This is a genomic window from Paraburkholderia fungorum, assembly GCF_046027215.1.
Classification (GTDB): domain Bacteria; phylum Pseudomonadota; class Gammaproteobacteria; order Burkholderiales; family Burkholderiaceae; genus Paraburkholderia; species Paraburkholderia fungorum_D.
In genome coordinates, this window is the sequence record NZ_JAQQEN010000001.1 from 3,269,275 (window position 1) to 3,285,266 (window position 15,992).

General features: G+C 60.5%; 14 protein-coding genes, 2 tRNA genes and 1 pseudogene. 2 read left to right on the forward strand and 15 right to left on the reverse strand.

Annotation, left to right across the window (positions count from 1 at the left end; translation table 11 throughout):
* Positions 1 to 5: 5 nt before the first annotated feature.
* Both PQR27_RS14490 and PQR27_RS14495 read left to right on the forward strand, forming a co-directional pair.
* A complete protein-coding gene (locus PQR27_RS14490) occupies positions 6 to 935 on the forward strand; it encodes a LysR family transcriptional regulator (protein ID WP_408524306.1) in 930 nt (309 codons plus the stop codon).
* A 498-nt stretch (positions 936 to 1,433) separates the two neighbouring features.
* A pseudogene (locus PQR27_RS14495) lies at positions 1,434 to 1,737 on the forward strand (coniferyl aldehyde dehydrogenase); the annotation flags it as partial.
* A gap of 178 nt (positions 1,738 to 1,915) precedes the next feature.
* On the opposite strand, the gene PQR27_RS14500 reads toward PQR27_RS14495, so the two are convergent.
* The 15 genes from PQR27_RS14500 to PQR27_RS14570 all read right to left on the reverse strand — a co-directional run bounded on the left by PQR27_RS14500 (position 1,916) and on the right by PQR27_RS14570 (position 15,759).
* Positions 1,916 to 1,992: transfer RNA gene (locus tag PQR27_RS14500), tRNA-Pro, on the reverse strand.
* A gap of 63 nt (positions 1,993 to 2,055) precedes the next feature.
* Positions 2,056 to 2,463, reverse strand: a complete 408-nt coding sequence (locus PQR27_RS14505; protein ID WP_408524307.1) for a MerR family transcriptional regulator — start codon at positions 2,461 to 2,463, stop codon at positions 2,056 to 2,058.
* A gap of 46 nt (positions 2,464 to 2,509) precedes the next feature.
* Positions 2,510 to 2,920 carry an integration host factor subunit alpha gene (locus PQR27_RS14510; protein WP_408525492.1) on the reverse strand — a complete coding sequence of 137 codons (411 nt, stop codon included), beginning with the start codon at positions 2,918 to 2,920 and terminating at the stop codon, positions 2,510 to 2,512.
* Between the two features lie 69 nt (positions 2,921 to 2,989).
* The gene (gene pheT, locus PQR27_RS14515) at positions 2,990 to 5,425 is read right to left on the reverse strand and encodes a phenylalanine--tRNA ligase subunit beta (protein ID WP_408524308.1); all 2,436 of its coding nucleotides are present in this window, start codon (positions 5,423 to 5,425) and stop codon (positions 2,990 to 2,992) included.
* A gap of 156 nt (positions 5,426 to 5,581) precedes the next feature.
* The gene (pheS, locus tag PQR27_RS14520) at positions 5,582 to 6,595 is read right to left on the reverse strand and encodes a phenylalanine--tRNA ligase subunit alpha (protein ID WP_408524309.1); all 1,014 of its coding nucleotides are present in this window, start codon (positions 6,593 to 6,595) and stop codon (positions 5,582 to 5,584) included.
* Positions 6,596 to 6,753: 158 nt separating this feature from the next.
* Complete coding sequence (gene rplT, locus PQR27_RS14525) at positions 6,754 to 7,113, reverse strand: 50S ribosomal protein L20 (RefSeq protein WP_006052502.1); 360 nt, start codon at positions 7,111 to 7,113, stop codon at positions 6,754 to 6,756.
* A gap of 29 nt (positions 7,114 to 7,142) precedes the next feature.
* A complete protein-coding gene (rpmI, locus tag PQR27_RS14530; RefSeq protein ID WP_012433738.1) occupies positions 7,143 to 7,340 on the reverse strand; it encodes a 50S ribosomal protein L35 in 198 nt (65 codons plus the stop codon).
* A 239-nt stretch (positions 7,341 to 7,579) separates the two neighbouring features.
* Positions 7,580 to 8,104 (reverse strand): translation initiation factor IF-3, encoded by a 525-nt coding sequence (gene infC / locus PQR27_RS14535; protein ID WP_408525493.1) that lies wholly within the window; start codon positions 8,102 to 8,104, stop codon positions 7,580 to 7,582.
* Between the two features lie 50 nt (positions 8,105 to 8,154).
* Complete coding sequence (gene thrS, locus PQR27_RS14540) at positions 8,155 to 10,062, reverse strand: threonine--tRNA ligase (protein WP_408524310.1); 1,908 nt, start codon at positions 10,060 to 10,062, stop codon at positions 8,155 to 8,157.
* 252 nt (positions 10,063 to 10,314) lie between these two features.
* Positions 10,315 to 10,391, reverse strand: a tRNA-Val gene (locus PQR27_RS14545).
* A 131-nt stretch (positions 10,392 to 10,522) separates the two neighbouring features.
* Positions 10,523 to 12,766 (reverse strand): RelA/SpoT family protein, encoded by a 2,244-nt coding sequence (locus PQR27_RS14550; RefSeq protein WP_408524311.1) that lies wholly within the window; start codon positions 12,764 to 12,766, stop codon positions 10,523 to 10,525.
* Between the two features lie 53 nt (positions 12,767 to 12,819).
* Entirely contained in the window at positions 12,820 to 13,173 is a 354-nt protein-coding gene (locus PQR27_RS14555) for a RidA family protein (RefSeq protein WP_408524312.1), read from the reverse strand.
* 94 nt (positions 13,174 to 13,267) lie between these two features.
* Complete coding sequence (locus tag PQR27_RS14560) at positions 13,268 to 14,179, reverse strand: alpha/beta fold hydrolase (RefSeq protein ID WP_408524313.1); 912 nt, start codon at positions 14,177 to 14,179, stop codon at positions 13,268 to 13,270.
* 231 nt (positions 14,180 to 14,410) lie between these two features.
* Positions 14,411 to 15,052, reverse strand: coding sequence for a CoA transferase subunit B (locus tag PQR27_RS14565; RefSeq protein ID WP_408524314.1), 642 nt, complete (start codon positions 15,050 to 15,052; stop codon positions 14,411 to 14,413).
* Between the two features lie 2 nt (positions 15,053 to 15,054).
* Positions 15,055 to 15,759, reverse strand: coding sequence for a CoA transferase subunit A (locus tag PQR27_RS14570; protein ID WP_054040428.1), 705 nt, complete (start codon positions 15,757 to 15,759; stop codon positions 15,055 to 15,057).
* Positions 15,760 to 15,992: the final 233 nt, after the last annotated feature.

Below are 15,992 nucleotides of genomic sequence, written 5' to 3' on the forward strand. Positions count from 1 at the left end.
CCCGCATGGAAACCCTTGCCAACCTCGAGTCGTTCGTGCGCAGCGCCGAAACGGGCAGCTTCTCCGCGGCCGCGCGGCGTCTTGCGCTGACGCCCGCTGCGGTCAGCCGGAACGTTGCGCTGCTGGAACGCAACCTCGGCGTGCGACTGTTCCAGCGCTCGACGCGCAAGCTCACGTTGACCGAGGCGGGCGAGCGTTTTCTCGTGGAAATTGGTGGCAATCTGGACGCGCTCCAGGCTGCGATTGCGTCGGTCTCGGGCGATCGCAGCGAGCCGGCTGGCGTGTTGAAAGTCAGCATGCCGCCAACATTCGGCATCACCTACGTCATGCCGCTGCTGCCGGCGTTCCTCGCGCGCTATCCGATGATTCGTCCGGATTGGCACTTCGAGAACCGACCGGTCGACCTGATTGCGGAGGGATACGATGCGGCGCTGGGGGGTGGATTCGATCTCGCGCCGGCCGTCGTATCGCGCGCATTGGCGCCTGCGCATCTCGTGGCGGTGGCGTCTCCGGCTTACATGGCCGGCCGCGTACCACCGGCCGATCCCGGAGATCTTGCGGAACTTGACGGCATCGTGATGCGCTCGAGCCGCACGGGCCGCGTGCGTCAGCGGACGATGCGTGACAAGGCAGGCGGCGAAATGCCTGCGGTGCTCGCCGAGAGCATCGTGGTCAACGACCCGGCAGCAATGCGTGAAGCGGCCGTTCTGGGACTCGGCGTCGCGCTGCTGTCCGTGTCGGATGTGCTGTTGTCGATCGAACGGGGGGAACTCGTGCGATTGCTGCCGCGCTGGTACGCGGACGCCGGATCGATTTCGATCTATTACGCGACGCGCGCGCTGCTGCCAGCGAAAACACGCGTGTTTGTTGACTTCGTTGTCGACGCGTTCGAGCGGGAGCGATTGGCCGAACGGTTTGCGGGAAGCATTGAATGAGTCGAACGTCACCCGGTTAATGCTATTCGATCATTGCAGCGTCGGATCAAGGATATGCAGGCGGGGCTGCCCGGCCGGAATCATGCGACCGTCTGTCCGTTAGCGCGGACACAATGTCTGAATTGACGCGCTGGAAGTACTATGTTTGACGCAGGCCGCATTTGGGCAGGATAAGGGTTCTGCATGTCGCGCGGCATGGGTAGCTACGGCAGCCGTTCCCCTACATATCGCGACGAATGGATATTCGATTACGTTGTATCCGTCCGCGACACACAACTCCGGAACGAACTTGGTGAACGGAGTTGCCGGTCCTGCCTCCATGGATACGCCGCCTGCCACGTCGTGCACGACTTCGACGCGCTCGACGCCTGGCTCGTGAATCTCGAATAGCAACGTTGCGTATTCGCGCGACGAGGATCCCAACACGAACATGACGGAGACCGTATGACGACCAAGCCGCCATTCGAAGGATATATTTCGATATCCTTACCTGTGATTCGTGACCGACCGCTCGCGTTGTACCTTTTCACGAGCGACAAAAGCGAACGTGAGCAGGTTCTCGTTCGAACGACTTCAGACGGCGTGACGGTCAATGACACGCTATGGCACGTAGCCTGTGACTCGCTACCGTTTGGAGGTGTCGGTGCAAGCAGCATGGGCGCATGTCACGGGAGGCTTTGAGACGTTTTCACCTATGAAGCCCGTTTTTTTCCAGGCCCGCGTGAATGCCACATCGCTGCTATATCCGCCTTACCGGCAGGTCACGGAATGGATTGCTGCGTTTTTACGCTGGTTTATGTAGCGGCTGCATTCAGTTGCGCCTGATCGTCAATGACGCGTCGCCATTCGCATAGCGAATCGGCATCGCGAGGCGGGGGTGGCTCTGCAGGCATTGACGCTTTCGGCTTTGGCACGCGATGCTATTCCAACCAAGCAAGAAAAAAGGACCTACGGTTTTCACCGTAAGTCCTTGTTTTCTTTGGTCGGGGCGAGAGGATTTGAACCTCCGACCACACGCCCCCCAGGCGTGTGCGCTACCAGGCTGCGCTACGCCCCGAACAGCACAAGATTATAACAGACACTTCAGTCGATTAGAACCGTTGCAGCCCAACAATCCAAACTAGTGATTCAACAGATTGATCACATGCAGTAACTCTTTGCGTAACTGGTCGACGTCGACTGTGGCCGTGGATGCAACCGGCGGCGCCGCGCCCTCGCCTTCCTCGACCCCCTCGGCCGGCGCACCGTGCGCGCCACCACCGTGTGAATCGAGACGATTGCGCGCGCCGTTGATCGTAAAGCCCTGCTCGTACAGCAACTCGCGAATCCGCCGGATCAGCAACACTTCATGGTGCTGGTAATACCGCCGGTTGCCGCGCCGCTTGACCGGCCTTAACTGCGTGAACTCCTGTTCCCAATAGCGCAGCACGTGCGGTTTCACGCCGCACAGTTCGCTGACCTCACCAATCGTGAAGTAGCGCTTCGCCGGAATCGGAGGCAAGACGACTTTTTCGATCGTCGCTGTCATCGTCAGTTAGCCGTCGTGGTGGGTTGCGCAGGAACGCGTCAGTCAATCAGCGCGAGAAGCTCGCCTCAGCGCCGTTCTCAACCAGCGCCTTCAGCTTTTGACTTGCATGGAACGTCACAACGCGGCGCGCAGCGATAGGAATCGCCTCGCCAGTCTTCGGATTTCTGCCGGGACGCTGGGGCTTGTCGCGCAACTGAAAGTTGCCGAACCCCGACAGCTTCACGCTGTCGCCACTCTCCAGCGCATCACGGATCACCTCGAAAAACGCCTCGACCATGTCTTTGGCTTCCCGCTTGTTGAGCCCGACATTGTCGAACAGCAACTCGGCAAGCTCCGCCTTGGTAAGCGTCGGCGTTTCACTGGAAACGACGGCGGGTGATGTCGGAATATCGCGAATCATGGCGCTGCGTTGCGCCGTAAGAAGGGCTTCGAAATCACTCGAGTTCATTTCATTCATATCTATCAAATGGCGCGCCAAGCTAAAAACATAGGATGCGGAAACAGCCGTGCAATTGTTAAATGCGGGTTATCCGCGCAACCGTGCGCCATATACTCGAGCCAGACGTTCCACCAGAGTTTGAATAGCCAGATCGACCGTTTCATCCTGAAGGGTTCCGCCAGTATCTTGCAAGGTCACACGGAACGCAAGGCTTTTCTCGTGCGCGGCCAGACCACCGGAAGTGTTTGATTTTGGACGGAATTCGTCGAAAAGCGCAACCTTCTGAACAGTCTTGCAGGCCGCCTCGGACTGGGCCTTCTGGAGCTCGTCCAGCAGCGCCTGAACCTCGATTTTCTGATCGACGACCACCGCAATATCGCGACGCACCGGCGGGAATTTAGACACTTCCGACGGAGTTGGCAATACGCGCTGCATTAATGCTTCCGCTTCGATTTCAAACAGAATCGGCGCATGCGGCAAATCATATTTCTGCATCCAGCGCGGATGCAATTCGCCAATCCAACCCACTGCGCGGCCATTCAGTTCAATACGCGCACTGCGCCCCGGATGCAATGCCGGATGTTCCGCTTTCACGAAACGGGCCACCGCGGGCGCGAGTACCGCTTCGAGGTCGCCTTTCACATCGAAATAATCGACCGCGCGGGTTTGCGCGCCCCACTGCTCTTCGAGCGCGGGGCCGTATGCAAGCGCGCCGATCATCTTCGGTTGCGCAAATCCTTCGACCGTCAGTTCGCCGGCCTTGATCGACGGATCGTGCAGGAACACGCGACCGGCTTCGAACACGCGCACGCGATCCGCCGCGCGCCGGTTCAGGTTCGTGCGCAACACATGAATCAGGCTGCCGAACAGCGTGGTGCGCATGACCGAAAGCTGGCTCGCGATCGGGTTCAACAGACGCACCGGCTTGTCGTTGCCGGCGAAGTCCTGCTCCCACTCGGCATCGACAAAACTGAAGTTGACCGTTTCCGCGTAGTCGCGCGCGGCGAGCGCGTGGCGGATGACGTGGATCGAGCGCTGCGTTTCATTGGTCGGCAGCATCTCGCTCGTGGCGACCGGCGGGCGCGCCGGAATCTTTTCGAAGCCGTAGATACGCGCGACTTCTTCGATCAGGTCTTCTTCGATTTCGATGTCGAAGCGATACGACGGCGGCATCACCGAGAAGGTATCGCCGTCGCGCCCGAACGTGAGGCCGAGGCGAGTGAAGATCTGCGCGATCTCATCCGCCTCGATCTTGATACCGATGATGCGATTCGCGCGCGAGACACGCATTTTCACCGGCGCGCGTTGCGGCACGTTGACGGTCTGGTCGTCGACCGGGCCAGCTGCGCCGCCACAGATGTCGAGGATCAGTTGCGTGATGCGTTCGATGTGGTCGACGGTGGTCGCGTAATCGACGCCACGTTCGAAACGATGGCCTGCATCGGTCGAGAAATTGTATTTGCGCGAACGACCACGAATGCTATCCGGCCACCAGAACGCGGCTTCGAGATAGATGTTGGTGGTGTCGAGCGTGACGGCCGTGCTGTCGCCGCCCATGATGCCGGCGAGGCTTTCGATGTGCTGTTCGTCCGCGATCACGCCGACGGTTTCGTCGAGCTCCACGGTGTTGCCGTTCAGCAGCTTCAGCGTTTCGCCCTTGCGGCCCCAGCGTACGTCCATACCGCCGTGGATCTTGTCCAGATCGAACACGTGCGACGGACGGCCGAGTTCGAGCATCACATAGTTCGAAATGTCGACGAGGGCGGAAATGCTGCGTTGGCCCGAACGCTCGAGACGCTGCACCATCCATTGCGGCGACTTCGCGCGCGCATTGACGCCGCGAATCACGCGGCCCGAAAAACGGCCGCACAGATCGGGCGCCGAGATTTTGACGGGCAGCATTTCGTCGAGCTTGACTTCGACCGGCTTGATATCCAGCGCATGCAACGGTGCACCGGTAATGGCCGACGTCTCGCGCGCCACGCCGAACACCGACAGGCAGTCTGCCTTGTTCGGCGTCAGTTTGATTTCGAAAATCGTGTCGTCGAGCTTGAGCGTTTCGCGGATATCCTGGCCGATCGGCGTATCTTCCGGCAGGATCATCAGGCCGCTATGATCTTCCGAGAGCTTCAGTTCACGCGCCGAGCACAACATGCCCTGACTTTCCACGCCGCGCAGCTTCGAGAGCGTGATCGCGAACGGCGCGCCGCCCTCTTCGGCCGGCGGCAGTTGCGCGCCAACCAGCGCGACCGGCACCTTGATGCCAGGCGCGACATTGGGCGCACCGCACACGATGTTCAGCGTCGCGCCGGTGCCGGCGTCGACCTGACACACGTTGAGCTTGTCCGCGTCGGGGTGCTTGACGACTTCCAGCACCTGGCCGACGACGATCTTCGAAGTCGGCGGCGCGGCCGGCCGCAGGTCTTCGACTTCGAGACCCGCCATCGTCAACGCGTGCGACAGTTCATCGGTCGTCAGTTGCGGATCGACAAAAGTTCTCAGCCAGGATTCCGGGAATTGCATGGTTCTGTGTACGTTCTGATCAGGTTAGGTCCACGTCCGGCGAGTGCTCGATGCATTCAGTATTCGTGAGTCACTGGGCACTGCCGGGGACGCTGCTGGCGGCACGCACTGCGTGCAGTGCCGCACTCTATGCTTGTCGCGTTCACACGCCTCGGTTCAGGCGAATTGACGCAGGAAACGCAGGTCGTTTTCAAAGAACAGACGCAGGTCCTGCACGCCATAACGCAACATGGTGAGCCGCTCGAGGCCACTGCCAAAAGCAAAGCCGATGTAACGCTCCGGGTCGAGACCCATGTTGCGGATCACCGTGGGGTGAACCTGGCCGGAGCCCGAAATTTCGAGCCACTTACCGGCGTTCTTTCCCGTTTCGAACAGCATGTCGATCTCAGCCGACGGTTCGGTGAACGGAAAGTACGACGGACGGAAGCGCACCTGAATATCGTCGCGCTCGAAGAATTTCTTGAGGAAGTCGGAGTAGACGCCCTTCAGGTCCGCGAAGCTGATGTTCTCGTCAATCCACAGGCCTTCGACCTGGTTGAACATCGGCGAGTGGGTTGCGTCGCTATCCACACGATACGTGCGGCCCGGCACGATCACCTTGATCGGCGGCGTGTTGGTGCGCGCGTAGCGCACCTGCATCGGGCTGGTATGCGTGCGCAGCAGCAACTGACGGCCGTCGGCATCTTTGCCGTCGACGTAAAAGGTGTCCTGCATCGAACGCGCCGGATGGTTTTCCGGGCTGTTCAACGAGGTGAAGTTGTACCAGTCGGTTTCGATTTCGGGGCCGTCGGCCACGTCGAATCCGATCGTACGGAAAATCTGTTCAACGCGCTCCCATGTGCGCATCACCGGGTGCAGGCTGCCTGCGTTGGTGCCGCGGCCGGGCAGCGTGATGTCGATGGCTTCAGCGGCGAGGCGCTGGTTCAGCAACGCGTCGGCAAGCGCCTGACGGCGGGCCGTCAACGCGGCTTCCACCTGTTGCTTGACGAGGTTGATCCGTGCGCCTTCGGTCTTGCGCGTTTCGGGATCGAGTTTGCCAAGGCCCTTCAACAGTTCGGTCAGCGCACCCGATTTACCAAGAAAGCGGGCTTTCTCGTTCTCGAGGGTGGTGACGTCGGAGGCTTGCTCGAAGGCTTTTTGCGCGTCGGCGACAATCTGGTCCAGATCCATTGATCCCATCATTTCAACGTCAGTGTTCAATCGATGCAAAACTGGTTCTACCAACAAAAACGGGGCTCGGTGAGGAGCCCCGTTTTTGCTGCAGCGTCACCGAGACTACCGGATGTTCGCTGCAACGAACCACGCAGTGTTAATTGCCCAAAGCGCAATCAGGCTGCAACGGCGGCTTTCACCTGCTGAACGATCGCAGCAAAAGCAGCCTTGTCGAACACAGCCATGTCGGCCAGCACCTTGCGGTCGAGTTCGATCGAAGCCTTCTTCAGGCCGTTGATGAACACGCTGTACGTCATGTCGTGCTGACGCACCGCCGCGTTGATACGCGTGATCCACAGTGCGCGGAACACACGCTTCTTGTTGCGGCGATCGCGGTAGGCGTATTGGCCTGCGCGCATGACCGCCTGCTTGGCGATGCGATAGACGTTATTGCGACGGCCGCGGTAACCCTTGGCCAGCTTGATGATCTTCTTGTGACGGGCCCGTGCGGTAACCCCACGTTTTACTCGAGGCATGTTTCGCTCCTATGAGTTTCGGTTAAGGGTTAAGCGAACGGCAGCATTGCGCGCACGGAGTTCATATCTGCATCATGAACTGCCGTCGAACCGCGCAAATGGCGTTTGTTCTTGGTGGTCTTCTTGGTAAGAATGTGGCGCTTGAAGGCTTGACCGCGCTTGACGGTACCGCCCGGACGCACCACGAAGCGCTTTGCAGCACTCTTCTTGGTCTTCATCTTCGGCATGACAACTCCATTATTAGATGGATATGGGTGTGCGGTCGGCCTGATGGCCATTACCCGCCCTTCGAAACCCACTCCACTTGGTATGCAGACCGCCAACATTGCCGACGGCCGCTTTTCAGGAAGCAGCGCCCAGTTGCGTGGGTACCGTTCCGAAACCTGCCGATACCATGCCGGACACCCGGCGCAGCATCATTTGAATCTTGCACAACCAGCGCGCGCACCACATGGCGCGCAGCGGCTTACTTCTTTTTCTTCGGAGCGAGCACCATGATCATCTGGCGCCCTTCCATTTTCGGCATCTGCTCGACCTGACCGACTTCGTCAAGGTCAGCGCGCAGGCGCTCGAGCATGCGCATACCGATTTCCTGGTGGGCCATTTCGCGGCCGCGGAAACGCAACGTGATTTTCGTCTTGTCGCCGTCATCGAGGAAGCGGATGAGGTTGCGCAGCTTGACGTTGTAGTCGCCGTCATCGGTACCCGGGCGGAATTTGACTTCCTTGACCTGGATGACCTTCTGCTTGAGCTTGGCCTCGTGTTGCTTCTTCGCTTCCGAGTACTTGAACTTGCCGTAGTCCATCAGACGACAAACTGGCGGAACCGCTTGCGGAGCGATTTCGACCAGATCCACGTCCTGCTGTTCCGACATGCGGAACGCATCAGCGAGTTTCACGATGCCGAGCGGCTCGTTCTCGACTCCGACCAGACGCACCTCGGGTGCCGTAATTTCACCGTTGATGCGGTGCGCAGACTTATCAGTAGCGATGTTACGTTTCCTCTAAAATTTGAAAAAAACGAGCCGCGCTGCCAAGTGGCTCACTTGAACGACTGCACGTCCTGGCGCAGACGCTCAATGAAGGTATCGAGAGGCATTACACCCAGATCAACACCGCCACGGGCACGCACGGCTACCGTTTGGGCCTCACGCTCTTTGTCGCCGACCACCAATAGGTACGGCACCTTTTCCAGCGTGTGCTCCCGTATTTTATAGCTAATCTTCTCGTTGCGCAAATCGGCCTCCACTCTAACCCCTTGTTTTTGCAACGATTGGGCTAGAGACTGCGCATATTCGGCCTGGCTTTCCGCGATATTCATCACCACAACCTGCATGGGCGCGAGCCACGACGGCATTGCCCCCGCATGGTGCTCGATCAGAATGCCGAGGAAACGCTCCATTGATCCGACGATTGCCCGGTGCAACATGATCGGCCGGCGACGGCTGTTGTCTTCCGCCACGTATTCCGCGCCAAGGCGCTCCGGCAGCACCATATCGAGCTGCAACGTACCACATTGCCACGAACGCCCGAGCGCGTCCTTGATGTGATACTCCACCTTCGGGCCGTAAAAAGCGCCCTCGCCCGGCAGTTCTTCCCACGTCACGCCGCAGGCCGTCAGCGCTTCGCGCAACCCCTGCTCGGCACGATCCCAGGTCTCGTCGGTGCCAGCGCGCGCATCCGGGCGCAACGACAGCTTGATGTCGATATGGTCGAAGCCGAAGTCTTTGTACACGCTCATTGCCAGCGTGTTGAACGCGATCGATTCGCTGATGAACTGGTCTTCGGTACAGAAAATGTGTGCGTCATCCTGCACGAAACCGCGCACGCGCATCAGGCCGTGCAGTGCGCCCGACGATTCGTTGCGATGGCACGAGCCGAACTCCGCGTAGCGCAGCGGCAGATCGCGGTACGAGCGCAGACCGTGATTGAACACCTGCACGTGCCCCGGGCAGTTCATCGGCTTGATTGCGTAGTCGCGCTTTTCCGATTCCGTCGTGAACATGTTTTCACGATAGTTCTGCCAGTGGCCCGACGCTTCCCACAACGAGCGGTCCATGATCATCGGCGTCTTGATTTCGAGGTAGCCGGCATCGTTCACGCGGCGGCGCATGTACTGCTCGACCTGCTGCCACAACGTCCAGCCACGCGGATGCCAGAACACCATGCCCGGCGACTCGTCCTGCATGTGGAACAGATCGAGTTGCTTGCCGAGCTTGCGGTGATCGCGCTTCTCCGCCTCTTCGAGCATATGCAGATAGGCTTCCTGGTCTTCTTTCTTCGTCCAGGCCGTACCGTAGATGCGCTGCAGTTGTTCGTTCTTCGAATCGCCGCGCCAGTAGGCGCCCGCGAGCTTCATCAGCTTGAAGACCTTCAGCTTGCCGGTGGATGGCACGTGCGGGCCACGGCACAGATCGGTAAAGCCGCCGTGCGAGTACAGCTTGATCTCGTCGGTAGCCGGAATCGATTCGATGATCTCGGCCTTGTACTTTTCGCCGATGCTCTTGAAGTAGTCCACCGCTTCGTCGCGCGACACCACACGGCGCGAAACCGGCTCATCTTTCTTCGCGAGTTCCTGCATGCGCTTTTCGATCTTCTCGAGATCTTCCGGCGTGAAGGGGCGGCTGTAGGCGAAGTCATAGTAAAAGCCGTTTTCGATCACCGGACCGATCGTGACCTGCGCTTCGGGATACAGATCCTTCACCGCGTACGCGAGCAAGTGCGCCGTGGAGTGACGAATGATATCGAGACCGTCAGGATCTTTTTCCGTGACGATGGCGAGCGCCACGTCGTGATCGATCAGCGCGGACGTGTCGACCAGCTCACCGTCGATCTTGCCGCCGAGCGCGGCCTTCGCGAGGCCGGGGCCGATCGAGGCGGCTACTTCGGCGACGGTCACCGGATGCTCGTATTGTCGAACAGAACCGTCAGGCAGACGTATCGAAACCATTGCGTTCTCCGTGGTGCCGACCGGCTGCGGCACATACAACCCGGTCAAAAATCCCAAAAAAAATGCGGCCCCACTTTCGAGGGGCCGCATTCACATTTCCTGCAAACTACATTGGCGAAAGTGGTCCTCGACTAGCGTCGCTCCGAAGTAGTTTCGGTCAACGTTCGCGGTGTCATAACCGTATTCGCCTTTTGCGCCGAGGCGCTTCCTGCAGCTTGCGAAACCCCGGCAAAAGCGGAATTTCTCTTTCGTTGGTAGGCTCGATTGGACTCGAACCAACGACCCCCACCATGTCAAGGTGGTGCTCTAACCAGCTGAGCTACGAGCCTGAAGAAACGAGATTATATGGAGCCCCACAGCGCTTGGCAAGTACTTTTATGCACCGACTTTAAATTTCCACTTACACCCCCGAGCGCCTCGAACGGATGCATACCCGCTGCGATTCGCTACTCAGCGTGCTTCAACTTTTACGTGATGCGCGCACCACGCCCGTTACCTCACCGAGCAGCGTACACGCACGCTGAATCTGCGCGGCGTTCGACACTTCGACGGTAAATTGCATGAACGCGGCATTGCGACGCGTTTGCGTCTTGACCCCGATCACATTCATCTTCTCGCGCGCGAACACTTCAGAGATATCGCGCAACAGGCCCTGCCGATCCGTTGCGTCGATGGAGAAATCGACCGGATAAACGGACTGGCCGCGCCCGCTCATCACGTCCGCGGACCACGCGGTTTGCAGCACGCGCTCCGGCGCGCGGTCAGCCATACGCAGAAAAGTCGGGCAATCGCTGCGATGGATCGACATACCCTTGCCGCGCGTCACGAACCCGCAAATATCGTCGGGCGGCGCGGGACGGCAACAGCGCGCGAGTTGCGTGAGCAACGCGTCGACGCCGACCACCAGCACGCCCGTGGAAGCCCCGCGCGCGACGCTCGCACCGCTACTGCGTTTCTCGAACTGCTCAGGCGCCTCGACCACCGGCTCGGGCGGCGGCGCATCATGCAAAGCCTGTTCGACGAGCCGCAGACTGAACTCTTCCTTGCCGACCACGGAGAACAGATCGTCGGTTGTCTTGAAGCCGAGTTTGGCCGCAAGCTGATCGAGATTGACCGACGTCTTGCCCTCGCGCTGCAAGGTCTTTTCGACCATGGCCCGGCCGCTCGCGATGTGCTCCTGCACTTCGACCGCGTTGAACCACGCGCGCACTTTCTGCCTTGCCCTATGGCTTTGCAGATACCCAAGTAGCGGGTTGAGCCAGTCACGCGAAGGACCGCCCTCCTTCACCGCGACGATCTCGACTGTCTGTCCGTTCTGCAACTGCGTGTTGAGCGGCACCATCGCGCCGTCCACACGCGCGCCGCGACAGCGATGCCCCAACTCGCTGTGCAGGTGATACGCGAAATCGACCGGCGTGGCGCCGTGCGGCAGCGGAATGACACGCGCCTGCGGCGTGAGCACGTAGATATGGTCGTCGTCGAGCGTGGCCTGGCGCAATTGCTCCCACGGCTGGGCCGCGCGCTTATCGCCGTGCTCGCCTTCGGAGACGTCGTCTTTCCACGCGAGCAGTTGACGCAACCACGCGATCTTCTCGTCGTACTTCTCGCTCGCGCTGAACTGGCCGCCGTAACCACGCGTGCCCGCTTCCTTGTAGCGCCAGTGCGCCGCCACGCCATACTCAGCGAACTGATGCATTTCCTGCGTGCGGATCTGCACTTCGAATGCGCGGCCGTCATCGCCGATCACCACCGTATGCAGCGACTTGTAGCCATTCGGCTTGGGCCGCGAGATGTAATCGTCGAACTCTTTTGGCACCGGTTGCCACAGGTTGTGCACGATGCCGAGCACGGTGTAGCAATCCTTGATATCCGGCACGATGACGCGAAACGCGCGCACGTCGTACAGTTCGGCGAAGTCCAGCTCCTTGCCGTGCATCTTGCGCCAGATGCTGTAGATATGTTTGGGCCGCCCGCTGACTTCGGCGCGAATATGGGCTGCGGCCAACTCCTGCTCGAGACGCGCGATCGCCTGCGAAACATAGCTTTCGCGCTCAACACGTTTCTCGTCGAGCAGCTTGGCGATACGCTTATATGTAACGGGCTCTTCAAAGCGGAACGCGAGATCCTCAAGTTCCCACTTCAGTTGCCAGATGCCCAGGCGATTGGCGAGCGGCGCATAAATATCGAGCGTTTCGCGCGCCACATCCGGTGAGGGCGTGATCTTCGCCGCTGCGTAATACCGCAGCGATTGCAGGCGCGAGGCGAGCCGGATCAGCACTACCCGAATATCTTGCGCGAATGCGAGCAGCATCTTGCGCAGCGCTTCGACCTGCGCACGGCGCGCCGCCTGCGCATCCCGTCCGGCTTCTGGCATGGCGTTCTGCGCAGCGCGCATGCTCACTGTGCCGAGCCGCAGCAGCTTGCGCACGTCGCCGACCAGTTGCGCGACTTCTTCGCCGAAGTTGTCGGCAATCACGCGCTCCGGGTCCCGCAGGTGCGGCGTCAGCGCGAACAATGCCGCCGCCAGCACGGCCGGCGGATCGACATTCAGCGTGCGCATGATCGACGCCGTACCCGCCGCATGATCCGCCAGCAATTCGCCCGATGACAGCCGCACCTCGCCCGCATGTTCGCGCACGAACGCCATCGCTTCGTCAAAGGAAGGGATGGGATTCGGCGTGCTCGTAGCGATTTCGGTAGTCATGGTGCGACGGCCCAACGGGCCAGACGGATCAACGGAATTTCAACAACAAAGGCTTAGCTGCGCTGCGCCGCGACCACGACGACTTCGACGAGGCACTTCGGGTTCGCGAGTCTGGCTTCGACGGTAGCGCGCGGCGGCGTGGCGCCTTGCGCGACCCACTCGTCCCACACGGCGTTCATGCCAGCGAAGTGCACCATGTCCGAGATGTAAATCTGTACCGACAACAAATGCGACTTGTCGCTGTTCACTTCTTCCAGCAGACGGTCGATGTGACCGAGTACCTCGCGCGTCTGGCCCGTGATGTCCTGATCCGTGTCTTCGGCGATCTGCCCCGCGAGGTAAACGGTGCCGTTGTGCACGGCGGTTTCCGAGAGACGCTTGCCGACGTGGTGACGAATGACTGCCATGAAGAATCCTGAAGTTGTATGAGCGTTGATCGGAGATGCGTTCCGCGTTGCGCCCGATCAAGGACGCCGCGGCACGCCGCAGCGGAACTGCATATTATGACGCGTCAGGAGCAGGGCCGATAAAGAACTGGCTCGCCAGGTCGATCTGGTCGGCCGCCAGAAACGCCGGCGCATGCCCGACGCCCGCAATTTCCGCACTCGACACCGCACGCCCGGTCTCGACCATTTTGGCGACCGTCTCGCGCGACAGCAGATCCGATTGCTCGCCGCGCACAACCAGCACCGGCCCCTGGAACGCGGCCAGCGAATGCCATAACGCGGCCTCGCCGAGTTTGACCGCTTCCTCGGTAGTCGCAGCAAACGGCTGGGCAATGCGTGGGTCGTAGCGGAATTGCCAGCCGCCGTCCTGCTCGCGCAGCAGCGGCGTATTGATTTCACGCCACTCCTCCGGCGTGAGCGGGCCGAATGTTTGCGCAAGCAACGCCGCGTAATCGACGCCTTGCTGCAGCGTTTCGAACCGCACCGGCTTGCCGAGGTAATCGCCGATGCGCTGCACGGCCACGGGCTCCAGATGCGGTCCCACGTCGTTGAGCAGCATCTTGCGGATCGGCGTTTCCGGCAGTCCGGCGAGCGCGAGACCGATCAGGCCGCCCATCGAGGTGCCGCACCAGTCGACCGTTTCGACATTCAGGCGCGCAATCAGCGTGACCATGTCCGCCACGTATTGCGGCACCCCGTAGAAGTTGGGGTTAGCGAGCCACGATGACAAGCCCCGCCCCACCACGTCCGGACACACCACGCGGTAAGTGCCCGCGAATTGCGCCGCGAGCCGGTCGAAATCGCGCCCCGAGCGCGTCAGGCCGTGCACGCACAGCAACACACGTGGATTGGCCGGATCACCCCACTCGGTATAAGCGACGCGGTGCAGACCGCCGGCGCTCGCGCATTGCACATACCGTTGGCGCGGCGCGGGTTGCCCCTCGATGGAAGCGAACGTTGCGGTCATCGGGTTTCCTTTCGAAAGCGCTGCGCGTGAGGACACGAGCGGAAGATTAATCGGCGTCCAACCTTCAAAAGATTGTAAACCGCTTTGCCGCACGGCAAGGATCGGCCGAACGGCCCAGGACACATGATCTCCGCACAAAACAAAGCGGGCGAGACTCACGCCTCGCCCGCCCGGACCTTGCCTTGCAGCCAGCCGCCAGTCACAAGGACCGTGGCCGGCTCATCACGCCATTCAACTCAACGAGCTCACATCGAGCGGCGCACCCGTCTTCGCCTTGATTTCCTCGACGCTGACGCCCGGAGCCAGTTCGACCAGCTTGAGACCGTCTTCCGTCACTTCGATCACACCGAGGTCGGTGATGATCTGATCGACTACGCCCACGCCGGTCAGCGGCAACGTGCATTCCTCGAGGATCTTGTGCTGGTCGCCCTTCGCGACGTGCTCCATCAGCACGACCACGCGCTTGACGCCCGCGACCAGATCCATCGCGCCGCCCATGCCCTTGATCATCTTGCCGGGGATCATCCAGTTGGCCAGATCGCCCTTCTTGCTGATCTGCATCGCGCCGAGAATCGCCAGGTTAATGTGGCCGCCGCGAATCATCGCGAAGGAATCCGCCGACGAGAAAATCGACGAACCCGGCAGCGTGGTCACCGTTTGCTTGCCGGCGTTGATCAGATCGGCATCCACTTCCTCTTCGGTCGGCGACGGGCCGATGCCGAGCAGGCCGTTTTCCGACTGCAGCCACACTTCGACACCCGCCGGCACATGGTTCGCCACCAGCGTGGGCAGACCGATGCCGAGGTTCACGTAGAAACCGTCCTGCAATTCCTTCGCCGCGCGCGCGGCCATTTCGTCACGAGTCCATGCCATGATCAGTCTCCTTTCGCGCGGACAATGCGTTGTTCGATGCGTTTTTCCGGATTCGCATTGAGCACAATGCGCTGCACGAAGATGCCCGGCGTGTGGATCGCGTCCGGATCGAGTTCGCCCACTTCGACGATCTCCTCGACTTCCGCGACGGTAATCTTGCCGGCCATCGCGCACATCGGGTTGAAGTTGCGCGCGGTGCGGCGATAGATCAGGTTGCCCGACTTGTCGGCCTTCCACGCCTTGACGAGCGCCACGTCCGCCGTCAGCGAATGTTCGAGCACGTAGTGGTTCTCGCCGAACTGGCGGGTTTCCTTGCCTTCGGCGATCAGCGTGCCGTAGCCGGTATTGGTAAAGAACGCCGGAATGCCCGAACCGCCGGCGCGCAGCTTCTCGGCGAGCGTGCCTTGGGGGGTGAATTCGAGCTCGAGTTCACCAGCCAGATACTGGCGTTCGAACTCCTTGTTCTCGCCGACGTACGACGAAATCATCTTCTTGACCTGGCGCGTTTCAAGCAGCAGACCGAGGCCGAACCCGTCGACGCCCGCGTTGTTGCTGATACAGGTGATGCCCTGCACCTTCGAATCGCGCAGCGCGGCGATCAGCGCCTCCGGAATGCCGCATAGCCCAAAGCCGCCGACGGCAAACGTCTGCCCGTCCTTGACGATGTCTTTCAGCGCTTCAGCCGCGCCTGGATAGACTTTGTTCATCGTTTGTCCCTTCCTTTATGGAAACCCGAAACCGGATCATTGCGGCAGATACGACGTTCTGCGGGCGCAGCCCGACACGTCATTCTAGTCATCCGCAGCCGGCTGTGTGCCCAGATCGGCAGAGCGGTTCGCCCGCTCGCCTGAATTTCGGCACTCATGCCTGCCGCGCACGCTTTCGCCGCGTTGTGATATGCCGGAAAGGGTACGCTGCGCGCGCCGTACGGCACAATACG

Bases quoted from the DNA above. Each gene is read 5' to 3' on its own strand.
- pheT (WP_408524308.1), bottom strand. From the start codon at position 5,425: ATGCAATTCCCGGAATCCTGGCTGAGAACTTTTGTCGATCCGCAACTG.
- PQR27_RS14490 (WP_408524306.1), top strand. From the start codon at position 6: ATGGAAACCCTTGCCAACCTCGAGTCGTTCGTGCGCAGCGCCGAAACG.
- pheS (WP_408524309.1), bottom strand. From the start codon at position 6,595: ATGGATCTGGACCAGATTGTCGCCGACGCGCAAAAAGCCTTCGAGCAA.
- PQR27_RS14555 (WP_408524312.1), bottom strand. From the start codon at position 13,173: ATGGCAGTCATTCGTCACCACGTCGGCAAGCGTCTCTCGGAAACCGCC.
- PQR27_RS14570 (WP_054040428.1), bottom strand. From the start codon at position 15,759: ATGAACAAAGTCTATCCAGGCGCGGCTGAAGCGCTGAAAGACATCGTC.
- PQR27_RS14560 (WP_408524313.1), bottom strand. From the start codon at position 14,179: ATGACCGCAACGTTCGCTTCCATCGAGGGGCAACCCGCGCCGCGCCAA.
- PQR27_RS14505 (WP_408524307.1), bottom strand. From the start codon at position 2,463: ATGACAGCGACGATCGAAAAAGTCGTCTTGCCTCCGATTCCGGCGAAG.
- PQR27_RS14550 (WP_408524311.1), bottom strand. From the start codon at position 12,766: ATGACTACCGAAATCGCTACGAGCACGCCGAATCCCATCCCTTCCTTT.
- PQR27_RS14510 (WP_408525492.1), bottom strand. From the start codon at position 2,920: ATGAATGAAATGAACTCGAGTGATTTCGAAGCCCTTCTTACGGCGCAA.
- PQR27_RS14565 (WP_408524314.1), bottom strand. From the start codon at position 15,052: ATGGCATGGACTCGTGACGAAATGGCCGCGCGCGCGGCGAAGGAATTG.
- rplT (WP_006052502.1), bottom strand. From the start codon at position 7,113: ATGCCTCGAGTAAAACGTGGGGTTACCGCACGGGCCCGTCACAAGAAG.
- thrS (WP_408524310.1), bottom strand. From the start codon at position 10,062: ATGGTTTCGATACGTCTGCCTGACGGTTCTGTTCGACAATACGAGCAT.
- rpmI (WP_012433738.1), bottom strand. From the start codon at position 7,340: ATGCCGAAGATGAAGACCAAGAAGAGTGCTGCAAAGCGCTTCGTGGTG.